The organism is Streptomyces sp. NPDC049585, assembly GCF_040675615.1.
Lineage (GTDB): Bacteria > Actinomycetota > Actinomycetes > Streptomycetales > Streptomycetaceae > Streptomyces > Streptomyces luteosporeus.
The window spans coordinates 18,512-31,501 of record NZ_JBFAPE010000052.1; the positions used below are offsets into that span (position 1 = coordinate 18,512).

A 12,990-nucleotide genomic window follows, 5' to 3' on the forward strand; every position below is an offset into this window, starting at 1 on the left:
GCAAGGCGCCCAACGACGACGTACGGAGCACGGCATGCGCATCCTCGGAATCAACGCCCTCTTCCACGACCCGGCAGCGGCCCTGGTCGTCGACGGGCGGATCGTGGCCGCCGCGGAGGAGGAACGCTTCTCCCGGCGCAAGCACGGCAAGCGCCCCGTACCGTTCGCGGCCTGGGAACTGCCGGTGCTCTCCGCCCGCTGGTGCCTGGAGCACGCCGGGCTGCGCCCGGGCGACCTGGACGCCGTCGCCTACTCCTACGACCCCGCCCTCGCCATGCCCGCCGTCGAGATGGGCCTGGACGACCCGTGGGACCCGATCCGGCAGACCTACGCCCGCGAGGCGCCCGGCTTCCTGGCCGAGGCGCTGCCGGGCCTGGACCCCGAGCGGGTGCGCTTCGTGGCCCACCACGTGGCGCACGCCGCCTCGGCGGGGCTCGCGGCCCCCCACCCCGACAGCGCGGTGCTCGTCCTCGACGGGCGCGGCGAGTGCGCCTCGCACCTGGCCGGCCGCTACACCGGCGGCTCGCTGGAGATCCTCTGCGCCCAGCGGCTGCCGCAGTCCCTGGGGCTGGTCTACGAGGAGCTGACCGAGCATCTGGGCTTCCTGCGCAGCAGCGACGAGTACAAGGTGATGGCGCTGGCGGCGTACGGCAAGCCCCGTTTCCTGACCGAGCTGCGCAAGCACCTCTACGCCACCGGCGACGGCGGCTTCCACGCCCACGGGGTGCCCTGGGCGGCGCTGACCGAGCCGCGCGAGACGGGCCGGGAGTGGACGCAGGACCACGCCGACCTGGCGTCGAGCACCCAGGCGTGCCTGGAGGAGCTGCTGCTGGACCTGGCCCGCTGGCTGCACGCGCGGACCCGGGCCGGGACGCTGGCGATGGCGGGCGGCGTGGCACTGAACTGCGTGGCCAACTCGCGCATCGCCGTGGAGGGTCCCTTCCGCCGGGTGTGGGTGCAGCCGGCGGCCGGCGACGCCGGCACGGCGCTGGGCGCGGCCCTGCAGCTGGCGGCCGACGCCGGGCGGCCTGCGGCACCGATGGAGGGCGCCGACCTGGGCCGGGGGTGGCCGGAGGAGGAGCTGCGCGCGTGGCTGGAGACGGCGCGCGTGCCCTATGAGCGGCCGGCCGACATCGCCGAGGCGGTGGCCGAGGAGCTGGCCCGCGACGGCGTCGTGGCGTGGTTCCAGGGCCGCAGCGAGTACGGCCCGAGGGCGCTGGGGCACCGCTCGCTGCTGGCCCATCCCGGGCGGGCGGAGAACCTGGAGCGGCTCAACCACGTCAAGGGGCGCGAGGAGTTCCGCCCGGTGGCGCCGATGGTGCTGGCCGACCGTGCCGCGGAGATCTTCGAGGGGCCGCTGCCCAGCCCGTACATGCTCTTCGTGCACGGCGTGGCCCGGCCCTGGCGGACGCGCATCCCGGCCGTGGTGCACGTGGACGGCACGGCCCGCATCCAGACCGTGGACCCGGCGCGCGAGCCGCTGGTGGCCCGGATGCTCGCCGCCTTCGAGCGGCGCACCGGGCTGCCGGTGGTCGTCAACACCAGCTTGAACACCGCGGGCCGGCCCATGGTCGACGACCCGCGCGACGCCCTGGAGTGCTTCGGTTCCGCGCCCGTGGACCTGCTGGCGATCGGCCCGTTCGCGGTGCGCCGGCCCCGGGCGTGCACCGGCGGCGAGGGGGCGGCATGAACACGCCGCGCCCCTGCCGGTACGCGGTGGTGATCCCCACCGTGGGCCGGCCATGCCTGGCCGACTGCCTGGCGGCGCTGGCCGCGGCCGCCGGGCCGCCGCCCGACGAGGTCGTCGTCGTCGACGACCGGCCCGGTGCCCGGCACGACCGTGCGCCGCTGCCGCTGGAGGCGCTCGGCGCCCTGCGGCCGCTCGCCCGCACGGTCGCCGGCGGCGGCCGCGGGCCGGCGGCGGCCCGCAACACCGGCTGGCGGACGGCGACCTGCCCCTGGGTGGTCTTCCTCGACGACGACGTGCGGGTCGGGCCCGACTGGGCCTTCGCCCTCGCCACCGACCTGGGCTGCGCGGCGCCCGGGGTGGGCGGGGTGCAGGGCGTCATCGAGGTGCCGCTGCCCGCCGGCCGGGCGCCCACCGACTGGGAGCGCTGCACGGCGGGGCTGGCCAAGGCCCGCTGGGCGACCGCCGACATGGCGTACCGCCGCCGTGTGCTGAGCGCGGTGGGCGGCTTCGACGAGCGTTTCCCGCGGGCCTTCCGGGAGGATGCGGACCTCGCCCTGCGGGTGCTGGCCGCCGGCTGGCTCCTGGAGCAGGGCGCGCGTTCGACGCGGCATCCGGTACGGCCCGCGGGCCCCTGGGTCTCGTTGCGGCAGCAGGCCGGCAACGCCGACGACGCGCTGATGCTGCGGCTGCACGGGCGCGCCTGGTGGGAGCGGGCCGGGGCGCCGCGCGGGCGGCTGCGCCGGCATGCGGCGGTCACCGGGGCCGGGGCCGCGGCGGCGGTGCTGGCCGCGAGCGGCCGCCGGCGGGCCGGGGCCGCGGCGGCACTGGCGTGGGCGCTGGGCACGGCGGAGTTCGCCCGGGCCCGTGTCGCGCCGGGCCCCCGGACGCCCGCGGAGGTCGGGGCCATGGCGGTGACCAGCGTGGCGATCCCGCCGCTGGCCGTGTGGCACCGGCTGCGCGGCACGGTGCGCCACCGCGGCGCCCGCCCGCTGCCGGCGGTGCCGGTGGATCCGGTGGTCGTACCGGTGACGGTGCGGCAGGTGTCGCGCAGGGGGAGGGTGTCATGACGGACGGCCGCATACCCGCCGCCGTGCTGTTCGACCGGGACGGCACGCTGGTGGAGGACGTGCCCTACAACGGCGAACCGTCGCGTGTGGTCCCGCGGCCGGGGGCCCGGGCCGCCCTGGTGCTGCTGCGCCGGCACGGGGTGCGTACCGGGGTGGTCACCAACCAGTCGGGGGTGGCCCGCGGGCTGCTGACGATGGCCCAGGTGCACCGGGTCAACCAGCGCGTCGAGCGGCTGCTGGGCCCGTTCGACGTGTGGGCGGTGTGCCCGCACGGGCCGCAGGACGGCTGCGCCTGCCGCAAGCCGGCGCCGGGCCTGCTGCTGGCCGCCGCCCGCAGGCTCGGCGTGCCGCCCGACCGGTGCGTGGTCGTCGGCGACATCGGCAGTGACATGGCCGCGGCCGCGGCCGCGGGCGCCGCCGGGGTGCTGGTGCCGACGCCGGTGACGCGGCCGGAGGAGGTGCGCGCCGCCCCCTGCCGGGCCCCGGACCTCCTCGCGGCGGTGCGCGGCCTCCTCGTGGCCGCCCCGGCGGTGCCCGGCACGGTGGGAGAGGAGTCGCGGTGAGGGCGCTGGTGGTGCGACTGGACAGCTTCGGCGACGTGCTCCTGGCCGGGCCCGCGGTGCGGGCGGTGGCCGCACGGGCGGAGCACACCACGCTGCTGTGCGGGCCGCTGGGCGCGCCGGCGGCGCGGATGCTGCCGGGCGTCGACGAGGTGGTGGTGTGGGACGCGCCCTGGGTGGGCTTCGACCCGCCGGACGTGGACCGGGCCGGGGTGCTGGACCTCGTCGACCGCCTGGCCGCCGAGCCCGCCGACGCGGGTCTGGTGCTCACCTCCTTCCACCAGAGCCCGCTGCCGGCGGCCCTGCTGCTGCGCATGGCCGGCGTGCGGCAGCTGGCGGCGGACTGCGAGGACTACCCCGGCGCCCTGCTGGACGTGCGCCACCGCCGGGCACCGCACCGGCACGAGGTGCGTGCGGCCCTGGACCTGGCGCAGGCCGCGGGGTTCCCGCTGCCGGAGGGCGACGACGGCCGGCTCGCGGTGCGCCCGGTGACCGTGCCGGTGGAGCTGACGGGCGAGCCCGGCTACGTGGTGGTGCACCCCGGTGCCGCGGTGCCGGCCCGGCAGTGGGGCCGGGAGCGGTGCGCGGCGGCGGTACGGCTGCTGGTGCGCGCCGGCTACCGGGTGGTGGTCACCGGCGGCCGCGGGGAGCGGGAACTGACGGCGGCCGTCTCCCGCGGGCTCGCGGTGGACCTGGGCGGGTGCACGGGGCCCGCCGAGCTCGCCGGGGTGCTGGCGGGCGCGGCCGCCGTCGTGGTCGGCAACACCGGGCCGGCCCACCTGGCCGCGGCCGTGGGCACGCCGGTGGTGTCGCTGTTCGCGCCGGTGGTGCCGGCCGAGCGGTGGGCGCCGTACGGCGTGCCGCACGTGCTGCTGGGCGACGAGCGGGCGCCGTGCGCGGACAGCCGCGCCCGGGTGTGCCCGGTGGCCGGGCACCCCTGCCTGAGCGGGGTGCGGGCCGAGGACGTGCTGGCCGCCGTGGAGAAGCTGACCGGGCGCCCGCCCGGTCTGGAGAGCGATCTGGAGCGGACGTCATGAGGATCCTGCTGTGGCACGTGCACGGTTCGTGGACGACGGCGTTCGTCCAGGGGCCCCACACCTATCTGGTGCCGGTGACGCCCGACCGGGGCCCGGACGGGCTGGGGCGGGCCCGCACCTTCGACTGGCCGGAGTCGGTCGTGGAGCTCACCCCCGCGCAGCTGCGGGAGGCCGAGGTGGACCTGGTGGTGCTGCAGCGGCCGCACGAGGCCGAGCTGGCCGCGCGCTGGCTGGGCCGGCGGCCGGGCGTCGAGGTGCCCGCGGTCTATCTGGAGCACAACGCGCCCGACGGGCCGGCGCCGGCGACACGGCACCCGGCGGCGGACGCGCGGGGGCTGACGGTGGTGCACGTCACCCACTTCAACCGGCTGATGTGGGACTGCGGCGCGCGGCCCACCACGGTCATCGAGCACGGCGTCGTCGACCCGGGCCCGCTGTGGACCGGCCGGCTGCGGCGGGCGGCGGTGGTGGTCAACGAGCCGCTGCGGCGCGGCCGCTGGACGGGCACCGATCTGCTGCCGTACTTCTGCGAGGCCGCGCCGCTGGACGTCTTCGGCATGGGCACCGAGGGCATCGCGGCCGAGCTGGGGGTGGCCGCGGAGCGCTGCAGCGGCCGGGAGCTCGTCCAGCGCGACCTGCACCGGGAGATGGCCGAGCGGCGGGTGTACCTGCACCCGGTGCGCTGGACGTCGCTGGGGCTGTCGCTGCTGGAGGCCATGCACATGGGCATGCCGGTGGTGGCCCTGGCCTCGACGGAGGCGACCGAGGCCGTGCCCGCGCGCGCCGGTGTGGTCTCCAACCGGCTGGAGGTGCTGCACGACGCCGTGCGCGGCTTCATGGCCGAGCCCGAACGGGCCCGGCAGGCCGGCGCGGCCGCGCGGGCGGCGGCGCTCGCCCGCTACGGCCTGCCGAGGTTCCTCGACGACTGGGAGCGGCTGATCAAGGAGGTCACCCGATGAGGATCGCCATGGTGTCCGAACACGCCAGTCCGCTCGCCGCCCTGGGCGGCCCGGACGCGGGCGGCCAGAACGTCTACGTGGCCCGGCTCGCCGACCTGCTGGCCTCCCGCGGCCACGAGGTGAGCGTGTACACCCGCCGGGACGACCCCGACCTGCCGGATACGGTGCCGCTGCCCTCGGGCGCGGTCGTCGAGCACGTACGGGCCGGCCCGGCGCGTCCGATACCGAAGGACGACATCTACGCCTACGTCCCCGACCTGGCCGCCCGGCTGGAGCGGGCCTGGCGCCGGCGGCGGCCGGACGTGGTCCACGCGCACTTTTGGATGTCGGGCCTGGCCGCGCTGCCGGCCGCCCGGGCGGCCGGGGTGCCGGTGGTGCAGACGTACCACGCGCTGGGCACCGTCAAGCGGCGCCACCAGGGGGCGGCCGACACCAGCCCCGCCGAACGGGCGGGTGCCGAGCGGGAGATCGCCGACGGCTGCGCCCGGATCCTGGCCACCTGCACCGACGAGGTGCGCGAGCTCGGCCTGATGGGCGTCGGCCCGGATCGCTGCTCGGTGGTGCCGTGCGGGGTGGACACCGCCCACTTCTCCTCGCGGGGCCGCATCGCCCTCGAACCGGGGCGCCGGGAGCGGCACCGGCTGCTGGCCGTCGGCCGGCTGGTGCCGCGCAAGGGCTTCGACCTGGCGGTGCGGGCCCTGACCCGGCTGCCGCAGACCGAACTGGTGGTGGCCGGTGGCCCGCCGGCCGACGGGCTGCTGAAGGACCCCGAGGCCGCACGGCTGCTCACCCTCGCCCGCCGACTGCGGGTGGCCGACCGGCTGGTGCTGCTCGGGGCCGTGCCGCACGAGGAGGTGCCCGCCCTGATCCGCAGCGCCGACCTGGTGCTGTGCACGCCGGCGTACGAGCCGTTCGGCATCGTGCCGCTGGAGGCGATGGCCTGCGGCGTGCCCGTGGTGGCCACCGCCGTCGGCGGGCACCTGGACAGCGTGGCCGACGGGGAGACGGGCCTGCTGGTGCCGCCGGGCGACGCGAGCGCGCTCGCCGAGGCGGTGCGCACCCTGCTCGACTCCCCCGGGCTGCTGAGGTCCTACGGCCGGGCCGGGCGCTTCCGCGCCGTGGACCGGTTCACCTGGGAGCGGGTGGCCGACGGGGTGGAGCGCGTGTACGCCCGGGTCGCCACCCCCGTCCCCGTACCGTCAGGAGCACCGCGATGACCGTCACCCGTACCACCGGCGTCGCCATGGCGGCGGACGGCGACCACTGCGGCCGGCTGCTGGCCGCGCTGGAGGAGTTCCGCCGGGACCGCGCGGACATCGCCCGCAGCTGGGGCACACGCCTTGCGGCCACCCTGTCCGCCGGCGGCCGGCTGCTGGCCGCCGGCAACGGCGGCAGTGCGGCCCAGGCGCAGCACCTGACGGCCGAACTGGTCGGCCGCTACCGCGAGGACCGGGCGCCGTTCTCGGCGATCGCGCTGCACGCCGACACCTCCAGCTGCACCGCCATCGTCAACGACTACGGCGCCGACGAGCTGTTCGCCCGTCAGGTGCGCGCCCACGCCCGCCCGGGCGACGTGCTGATCCTGCTGTCCACCAGTGGTGCGAGCCGCAACCTGCTGACCGCCGCGGCGGCCGGCCACGAGGCGGCCGCCCGGGTGTGGGCCCTGACCGGTCCCGCGCCCAATCCGCTGGCCGAGGCGGGCGACGAGGCGCTGTGCGTGCGGGCGGGCAGCACCGCGACCGTCCAGGAGCTGCACCTGGTGGCCGTGCACATGATGTGCGCCGCGTTCGACGCGGCCCTGGGCACCGGCGGGCCCGAGGCGAGGAGGACATGCGCATGAGCACCGGGACACCCCTGCTGGTCGTCGGCGACGTGCTGCTCGACCGGGACCTGACGGGCACCGCCGAGCGGCTCGCCCCCGACGCGCCCGTCCCCGTCCTCGACGGCTGCGAGGAGCACCTGCGCCCGGGCGGCGCGGGGCTGGCCGCCTACCTCGCCGCGCGCTCCGGGCGCCCGGTGACGCTGGCCGCGCCCCTGGGCACCGACGAGGCGAGCCGGCGGGTGCGGGCCCTGCTGGAGCCGTGGGTGACGCTGCTGCCGCTGCCGCTGGACGGCCCGCTGGCGGAGAAGACCCGGGTGATGGCCGGGGGCCGGCCCGTCGTCCGCCTGGACCGGGGCACGGGACGGGCCGCCGGCGTCACCGACCGGGTGCGCCGGGCCCTTGCCGGTGCCCCGGCCGTGCTCGTCGCCGACTACGCCCGGGGCACCGCCGAGGTGCTGCGCGCCGAGCTGGCCGAACGGGCCCGCCGCGCCGCGCTGGTGTGGGACCCCCACCCGCGCGGGGCGCCGCCGGTGCCCGGGGCACGGCTGGTGACGCCCACCGGGGAGGAGGCTCGCCGCTTCGCCGGCGCCGTCGCGGACGACGGCGCGGACCTGAGCGCGGTGGCCCGCACGGCGGCCGAACTCGTACGGCGCTGGCGGGCGGTGTGCGTCGTGGTGACGCTGGGGGCGCGCGGCGCACTGCTGTCCCAGGGCGACGGTCCCCTGCTGGTGCCGGCCGCGGCGCGGCACAGCGGCGACGCCTGCGGCGCCGGGGACTGCTTCGCCGCGACCGCGGCCGGGCTGCTCGGCGACGGGGCGCTGCCGGCGGAGGCGGTGCAGGCGGCCGTGGCGGCGGCCACGCGCTACGTCGCCGAGGGCGGTGCCCGCACGGCCACCACCGGCCCCTCCCCCGCCGCCGCGCCCGCCGGCGCCCCCGAGGCCGACGCCCTGCGGCTGGCGCAGCGGGTGCGGGCGGCCGGCGGCACGGTGGTGGCGGCGGGCGGCTGCTTCGACCTGCTGCACGCCGGGCACGTGAGCCTGCTGCAGCAGGCGCGCGGCATCGGCGACTGCCTGATCGTGTGCCTGAACTCCGACGACTCGGTGCGCCGCCGCAAGGGCCCGGGCCGGCCGATCAACCCGCTGGCGGACCGGGTACGGGTGCTGCAGGCGCTGCAGTGCGTGGACGCGGTGGCCGTCTTCGACGAGGACACCCCCGAGCAGCTGCTGGGCCGGCTGCGGCCGCACCTGTGGGTCAAGGGCGGCGACTACGCGGTGGGTCAGCTGCCGGAGGCGGCGCAGCTGGCGGCGTGGGGCGGGCAGACGGTGCTGCTGCCCTACCTCGACGGGCGCTCCAGCACACTGCTGGCCTCCCGGGCCGCGGACAGCGTCGGTGCCGCGCGCGGCGCGGCACCGCGGCGGAGGCAGCGGTGACGGGCCCGCGGCGGCCGCTGCAGACCCACGAGGGCGGCACGCCGCGCTGGGCGCGGGGCCCGCTGCGGCTGCTGGGCACGCTGGTGCTGCTGCTGATCCTGGTGATGGTGGTGTGGGCGCTGGTGGTGTGAAGGGCGGATTGGCGTTCGGATGACCCGGCGAGGTAATGTGTGATCACCGCCGCCGGACAGGGGGCGGGGACAACGGAACACGGGGCTATAGCTCAGTTGGTAGAGCGCCTGCATGGCATGCAGGAGGTCAGGAGTTCAATTCTCCTTAGCTCCACAGCGAAACGCCTGTGGCCGCCCGGAAGGGCGGCCACAGGCGTTTTTCGTTCCGCCGTTTTCGTTGTGCGCTGTGGGGTCTGCGCTCTTCGTGTGATCAGGCCGCGGTCTGGAAGGCGGCCTCGGGGGCCAGGACCGGCGCCGGGCGGGGCGCGCCGGCGCGGCGGCGCCGGGCGAGGGCGCCCGCGCCGATGACGGCGGCGATCACCAGGCCGCCGGCGACCAGGGCGCCGCGCTCGCCGACGCCCTGGACCAGCAGGCCCAGCAGGGGCGGGCCGGCCAGGCCCCAGCTGGTGCTGAGGCTGCGCCAGACGCCGAGGACGCGGCCGCGCATGTGGGCGGGCGGGTCGGTCTGCAGCACGGTCGTGGTGGCGGTGTCCGCCACGGACTCCACGATCGCCATCGGCACGACCATCACCAGCAGCAGCATCAGGACGGGGCTCAGGCCCGCGGCGATCTGCAGCAGACCGCCGGCGGCGGCGAGCAGGGCGACCAGGCGGACGGTGGGCCTGCGCATCCGGCCGGCCACCACGGCGCCGGCGATGCCGCCGACGGCCAGCAGGGTGGAGACCAGGCCGTAGGCGCCGGGGCCGCCGTGCAGCGGGCCGGTGACCAGGGTGGCCAGGGTGAGCTGGTAGTTGCGGCCCAGGACGGCGCTGATCGCGGCGATCACGGCGAGGGCGAGGAGGCTGCGCCGGCCGAGGAAGAAGGCGAGGCCGCCGCGCTCCTTGGGCGCACCGCGGCCGCGCGGGCGGGCGGCCTCGGCGCGGGCGGTGGCCTTGGCCTGCTCGGTCAGGCGCAGGAAGGGGATGACCGTGGTGACGAAGAGGAAGGACAGGCCGTTGACGGCGTAGGCGCCGGCGGTGCCGATGGCGGCGATGCCCACCGCCGCCAGGGCGGTGCCGGCCAGGCGGCCGGCGCTGTGCACGACGGAGCCGAGCGCGATGGCGGAGGGGACGTCCTCCTCGGGCACCAGGTCGTTGCCGAGCAGGGCGGTGGCCGGGCCGTCGACGGTGGCGATGAGGCCGGTGATGCCCGCCAGGACCATCAGCACGGGCACGCTCAGCGCGCCGCAGGCGACCAGCGCGGCCGTGGCGAACGCCACGAGGGCCAGCAGGGCCTGGCTGACGGCGGCGGTGAGCTTGCGCGGCAGGCGGTCGACGACCGCGCCGCCGAGGAGGCCGAAGAGCAGGCCGGGGGCGGCCTGGACGGACAGCGACAGACCGGTGGCGGCGGCGGAGCCGGTGAGCTGCAGCACGAGCAGGTTCTGCACCGTCAGCTGCATCCACGTACCCAGGTTGGAGACCAGGTTCGCGACGGACCACCAGCGCATGCTGCGGCTGCGCAAGCAGCGCCAGGGCGAGCGGTTGCCGTCGCGGCCCGGGGCGGCCTGCGCGCGGCGTCGGAGCAGGGTCCGGACCGTCCGCGCGGCGCGCGCGGGGGCCGGCTCGGCGGCGAGGGCAGGGGCCGCCACGGGGCTGTCCACGGCGGTGACGGGCAGATCGGCAGACGAAGGGCGCAAGGGTCCTGTCCAGGGTCGTCGGGCACGGCGGCCGGCAGTGCTCCGCGCCCGGTGGCGCGGGGCGGCGGGCGTCGAAAACCCCGCCGGGCGGTACACCGTCGGGCGGGGGCCGGAACAACGCCGTCGCGCACCGCTTCCCTGCGGGCGCCGCAATCGGCGTCCCCGCCATCGTCACAAGCGCTTCCCCGGCGGTGGAAGTTCACCGGCTGTGCCGTCGGTCACCCCTCCCCCGCCCTTCCCGGGCCGGCGGTGTTCCGGCTCACAGGAACACCGCCCGGGCATCACGGAATGTGAGGCGTCCGACACGGTGGGTCGGTTTCCGCGGGGGTGGCCCGGGTAGCCCGGCTTACCGACCCGTACCGAAAGGCTGCCGCCATGCCCGAGTACAAACCCCCGCTCCGTCCCGTCGTCTGGCACCCGCCGCGGCGCCCCGCCCGGGCGCGGGCCCGCTACAGCCGCCCGCCGATGCCGCCCGTGCGCCGGCTGCCGCTGCCCGCTGCGGGGCCGGAGGACGTACGGGTGGGCGCCGACGGCGTGCTGCTGACGGGCGTGGCGGACGGCCGGGTGCTCGCCGTCGACCCCGCAAGCGGCCGGGTGCGTACGGTCGCCGACACCGGCGGGCGGCCGCTGGGGCTGTGCCCGCTGCCGGACGGCGGGCTCCTGGTGTGCGACGCCGAGCGCGGGCTGCTGCGCGTGGATACGGCGAGCGGGCGGTGGGAGACGGTGCTGCGGGAGGCCGGCGGGCGCCGGCTGGGCGTGTGCAGCAACGCCGTCGCGGCACCCGACGGCGCGCTGTACGTCACCGACGCCAGTGGCCGCTTCCCGCTGGAGCACTGGGCGGGCGACCTGCTGGAGCACTCGGGCACCGGCCGGCTGATCCGTTACGAGCCCGGCCGGGGCCGGGCGGAGGTGGTCCTGGACGGTCTGCACTTCGCCAACGGGGTGGCCCCGGCAGCGGACGGCTCGTTCCTCGTCGTCGCCGAGACCGGCGCGTACCGGCTCATGCGGCTGTGGCTGTCCGGCCCGAAGGCGGGCACGGCCGAGGTGTTCGCCGAGAACCTGCCGGGCGCGCCGGACAACCTCGCCACCGGGCCCGGCGGGCTGATCTGGGTGGCCATGGCCGCCCCGCGCCACCCCGCGCTCGACGTGCTGCACCGCAGCCACCCGGCCCTGCGCCGGGCGCTGTGGGCGCTGCCGCCGGCGCTGGCGCCCCGGCCGCGCGCCACCGCCTGGGCCGTGGCGTTCGACGCGGACGGGCGGGTGATGCGCGACCTGCAGCGGCCCGGCCGGGGCCCGGGCGGCTACCGCATGGTGACGAGCGTGTGCGAGGCCGGGGGCCGGCTGTACCTGGGCAGCCTCGTCGAGGCCGCCCTGGGGGTGGTCGACCTCCCGTCGGGCCCGTCCGGCGCCTGAGTGTCACGCCTGCGGGCCGGGGTAGCCGCAACGGACCGACGGAACCCCACAGGTGAAGGAGGAAATCATATGGATCGCCCGGACGACGTGGTCGAGCTGCTCAAGGGGCAGCACGAGCGGATCCGCGAGCTGTTCGACGAGGTGCTGGCCCACACGGGCGAGGAGCGCCGGCACTGCTTCCGGCTCCTGGTCCACCTGCTCGCCGTGCACGAGACGGCCGAGGAGGAGATCGTCCACCCGTACGCCGAGCGCCACCTCGAAGGCGGCGGGCCGCTGGTGGCCGACCGGCTCAAGGAGGAGGAAGAGGCCAAGCGGACGCTCAAGCACCTGGAGGGCCTCGACCCGGACGCCGCGGAGTTCGTCGAGGAGTTCTGCGCGCTGCGGGCCGCGGTGCTCACGCACGCCGAGACCGAGGAGCGGCAGGAGTTCGCCCGGCTGGAGCGGGCGGGGGACGCGCAGACCCTGCGGCTGCTGGGCAAGGCGGTGCGTGCGGCGGAGGCCCTGGCCCCCACCCGTCCGCACCCCGGCACCGAGTCGGCGGCGAAGAACGCCGTCCTCGGGCCGCCGGCGGCCGTGGCGGACCGCACCAGGGACGCCGTGCGCAGCGTCTTCCGCGCCGCACGGCCCGACGGGAAGGTGTGATGAGGACATGACCCAGCAGGACCTGACTCAGCAGGTCAAGGACGTGATGACCCCCGGAGCCACCTCGGTGCGGCCGGACGCCTCGCTGACGGAGGTCGCGCGGCTGATGCGCGACCAGGCCATCGGCGACGTGGTCGTCACCCGCGGCGACGCCGTGGTGGGGGTGATCACCGATCGGGACATCACCGTCCGTGCGGTTGCCGACGGCGCGGATCCGCTGGCGGTGTCGGTCGGCTCGGTGTGCACGGCCGATCCGGTGGTCATCGGCCCGCACGAGCCGGCCGAGCAGGCCGTGCGGCTCATGCGGCAGTACGCCGTGCGGCGGCTGCCGGTGGTCGAGGACGGCCGGCCGGTGGGCGTGGTCAGCCTGGGCGACCTGGCGCTCGAGCGGGACCCGGACTCGGTGCTCGCCGACATCAGCGCCTCGGCGCCCGATCTGTGACCGGGCAGCTGGATACGGCTTCGCGGTGCGGGCACATCGGCCGCGCGAGACCGCGGGCTGGGGCGTCATCGGCGCCCAGCGCGACGGGGCCACGGCCCCGGCCGCCCCCGCGGGGCCCACCC

Annotated in this window: 13 protein-coding genes and 1 tRNA gene; 13 read left to right on the forward strand and 1 reads right to left on the reverse strand. The window is 77.4% G+C overall.

The window, feature by feature from the left end:
• The first annotated feature begins 34 nt into the window (after positions 1 to 34).
• The 10 genes from AB0K17_RS29510 (at position 35) to AB0K17_RS29555 (ending at position 8,850) form a co-directional block, all read left to right on the forward strand.
• Entirely contained in the window at positions 35 to 1,690 is a 1,656-nt protein-coding gene (locus AB0K17_RS29510) for a carbamoyltransferase C-terminal domain-containing protein (RefSeq protein WP_365984856.1), read from the forward strand.
• Complete coding sequence (locus tag AB0K17_RS29515; protein WP_365984857.1) at positions 1,687 to 2,757, forward strand: glycosyltransferase; 1,071 nt, start codon at positions 1,687 to 1,689, stop codon at positions 2,755 to 2,757. The genes AB0K17_RS29510 and AB0K17_RS29515 overlap by 4 nt, the downstream gene beginning before the upstream one ends.
• Positions 2,754 to 3,320: an HAD family hydrolase gene (locus tag AB0K17_RS29520; RefSeq protein ID WP_365984858.1), complete on the forward strand. Its 567-nt coding sequence runs from the start codon at positions 2,754 to 2,756 to the stop codon at positions 3,318 to 3,320. The genes AB0K17_RS29515 and AB0K17_RS29520 overlap by 4 nt, the downstream gene beginning before the upstream one ends.
• A complete protein-coding gene (locus AB0K17_RS29525; RefSeq protein ID WP_365984859.1) occupies positions 3,317 to 4,354 on the forward strand; it encodes a glycosyltransferase family 9 protein in 1,038 nt (345 codons plus the stop codon). The genes AB0K17_RS29520 and AB0K17_RS29525 overlap by 4 nt, the downstream gene beginning before the upstream one ends.
• Positions 4,351 to 5,313, forward strand: coding sequence for a glycosyltransferase family 4 protein (locus tag AB0K17_RS29530; RefSeq protein ID WP_365984860.1), 963 nt, complete (start codon positions 4,351 to 4,353; stop codon positions 5,311 to 5,313). Before AB0K17_RS29525 ends, AB0K17_RS29530 begins: the two co-directional genes overlap by 4 nt.
• Complete coding sequence (locus AB0K17_RS29535) at positions 5,310 to 6,530, forward strand: glycosyltransferase (RefSeq protein ID WP_365984861.1); 1,221 nt, start codon at positions 5,310 to 5,312, stop codon at positions 6,528 to 6,530. The genes AB0K17_RS29530 and AB0K17_RS29535 overlap by 4 nt, the downstream gene beginning before the upstream one ends.
• The gene (locus AB0K17_RS29540) at positions 6,527 to 7,153 is read left to right on the forward strand and encodes an SIS domain-containing protein (protein ID WP_365984862.1); all 627 of its coding nucleotides are present in this window, start codon (positions 6,527 to 6,529) and stop codon (positions 7,151 to 7,153) included. Before AB0K17_RS29535 ends, AB0K17_RS29540 begins: the two co-directional genes overlap by 4 nt.
• A complete protein-coding gene (locus tag AB0K17_RS29545; protein ID WP_365984863.1) occupies positions 7,150 to 8,565 on the forward strand; it encodes a PfkB family carbohydrate kinase in 1,416 nt (471 codons plus the stop codon). Before AB0K17_RS29540 ends, AB0K17_RS29545 begins: the two co-directional genes overlap by 4 nt.
• The gene (locus AB0K17_RS29550) at positions 8,562 to 8,696 is read left to right on the forward strand and encodes a hypothetical protein (RefSeq protein ID WP_365969841.1); all 135 of its coding nucleotides are present in this window, start codon (positions 8,562 to 8,564) and stop codon (positions 8,694 to 8,696) included. Before AB0K17_RS29545 ends, AB0K17_RS29550 begins: the two co-directional genes overlap by 4 nt.
• A gap of 81 nt (positions 8,697 to 8,777) precedes the next feature.
• Positions 8,778 to 8,850 (forward strand) — tRNA-Ala (locus AB0K17_RS29555).
• Positions 8,851 to 8,946: 96 nt separating this feature from the next.
• Here AB0K17_RS29555 and AB0K17_RS29560 read toward each other — a convergent pair.
• Positions 8,947 to 10,260 carry an MFS transporter gene (locus tag AB0K17_RS29560; RefSeq protein ID WP_365984869.1) on the reverse strand — a complete coding sequence of 438 codons (1,314 nt, stop codon included), beginning with the start codon at positions 10,258 to 10,260 and terminating at the stop codon, positions 8,947 to 8,949.
• A 486-nt stretch (positions 10,261 to 10,746) separates the two neighbouring features.
• Here AB0K17_RS29560 and AB0K17_RS29565 point away from each other — a divergent pair, with 486 nt between their 5' ends.
• The 3 genes from AB0K17_RS29565 to AB0K17_RS29575 all read left to right on the forward strand — a co-directional run bounded on the left by AB0K17_RS29565 (position 10,747) and on the right by AB0K17_RS29575 (position 12,868).
• A complete protein-coding gene (locus tag AB0K17_RS29565) occupies positions 10,747 to 11,784 on the forward strand; it encodes an SMP-30/gluconolactonase/LRE family protein (RefSeq protein WP_365984864.1) in 1,038 nt (345 codons plus the stop codon).
• A gap of 69 nt (positions 11,785 to 11,853) precedes the next feature.
• Entirely contained in the window at positions 11,854 to 12,426 is a 573-nt protein-coding gene (locus tag AB0K17_RS29570) for a hemerythrin domain-containing protein (protein ID WP_365970280.1), read from the forward strand.
• Positions 12,427 to 12,433: 7 nt separating this feature from the next.
• The gene (locus AB0K17_RS29575) at positions 12,434 to 12,868 is read left to right on the forward strand and encodes a CBS domain-containing protein (RefSeq protein ID WP_365984865.1); all 435 of its coding nucleotides are present in this window, start codon (positions 12,434 to 12,436) and stop codon (positions 12,866 to 12,868) included.
• Positions 12,869 to 12,990: the final 122 nt, after the last annotated feature.

Excerpts from the sequence above, each read along its gene's own strand:
- AB0K17_RS29540 (WP_365984862.1), top strand. The coding sequence starts at position 6,527 with ATGACCGTCACCCGTACCACCGGCGTCGCCATGGCGGCGGACGGCGAC.
- AB0K17_RS29545 (WP_365984863.1), top strand. The coding sequence starts at position 7,150 with ATGAGCACCGGGACACCCCTGCTGGTCGTCGGCGACGTGCTGCTCGAC.
- AB0K17_RS29530 (WP_365984860.1), top strand. The coding sequence starts at position 4,351 with ATGAGGATCCTGCTGTGGCACGTGCACGGTTCGTGGACGACGGCGTTC.
- AB0K17_RS29570 (WP_365970280.1), top strand. The coding sequence starts at position 11,854 with ATGGATCGCCCGGACGACGTGGTCGAGCTGCTCAAGGGGCAGCACGAG.
- AB0K17_RS29510 (WP_365984856.1), top strand. The coding sequence starts at position 35 with ATGCGCATCCTCGGAATCAACGCCCTCTTCCACGACCCGGCAGCGGCC.
- AB0K17_RS29535 (WP_365984861.1), top strand. The coding sequence starts at position 5,310 with ATGAGGATCGCCATGGTGTCCGAACACGCCAGTCCGCTCGCCGCCCTG.
- AB0K17_RS29575 (WP_365984865.1), top strand. The coding sequence starts at position 12,434 with ATGACCCAGCAGGACCTGACTCAGCAGGTCAAGGACGTGATGACCCCC.
- AB0K17_RS29520 (WP_365984858.1), top strand. The coding sequence starts at position 2,754 with ATGACGGACGGCCGCATACCCGCCGCCGTGCTGTTCGACCGGGACGGC.
- AB0K17_RS29515 (WP_365984857.1), top strand. The coding sequence starts at position 1,687 with ATGAACACGCCGCGCCCCTGCCGGTACGCGGTGGTGATCCCCACCGTG.
- AB0K17_RS29565 (WP_365984864.1), top strand. The coding sequence starts at position 10,747 with ATGCCCGAGTACAAACCCCCGCTCCGTCCCGTCGTCTGGCACCCGCCG.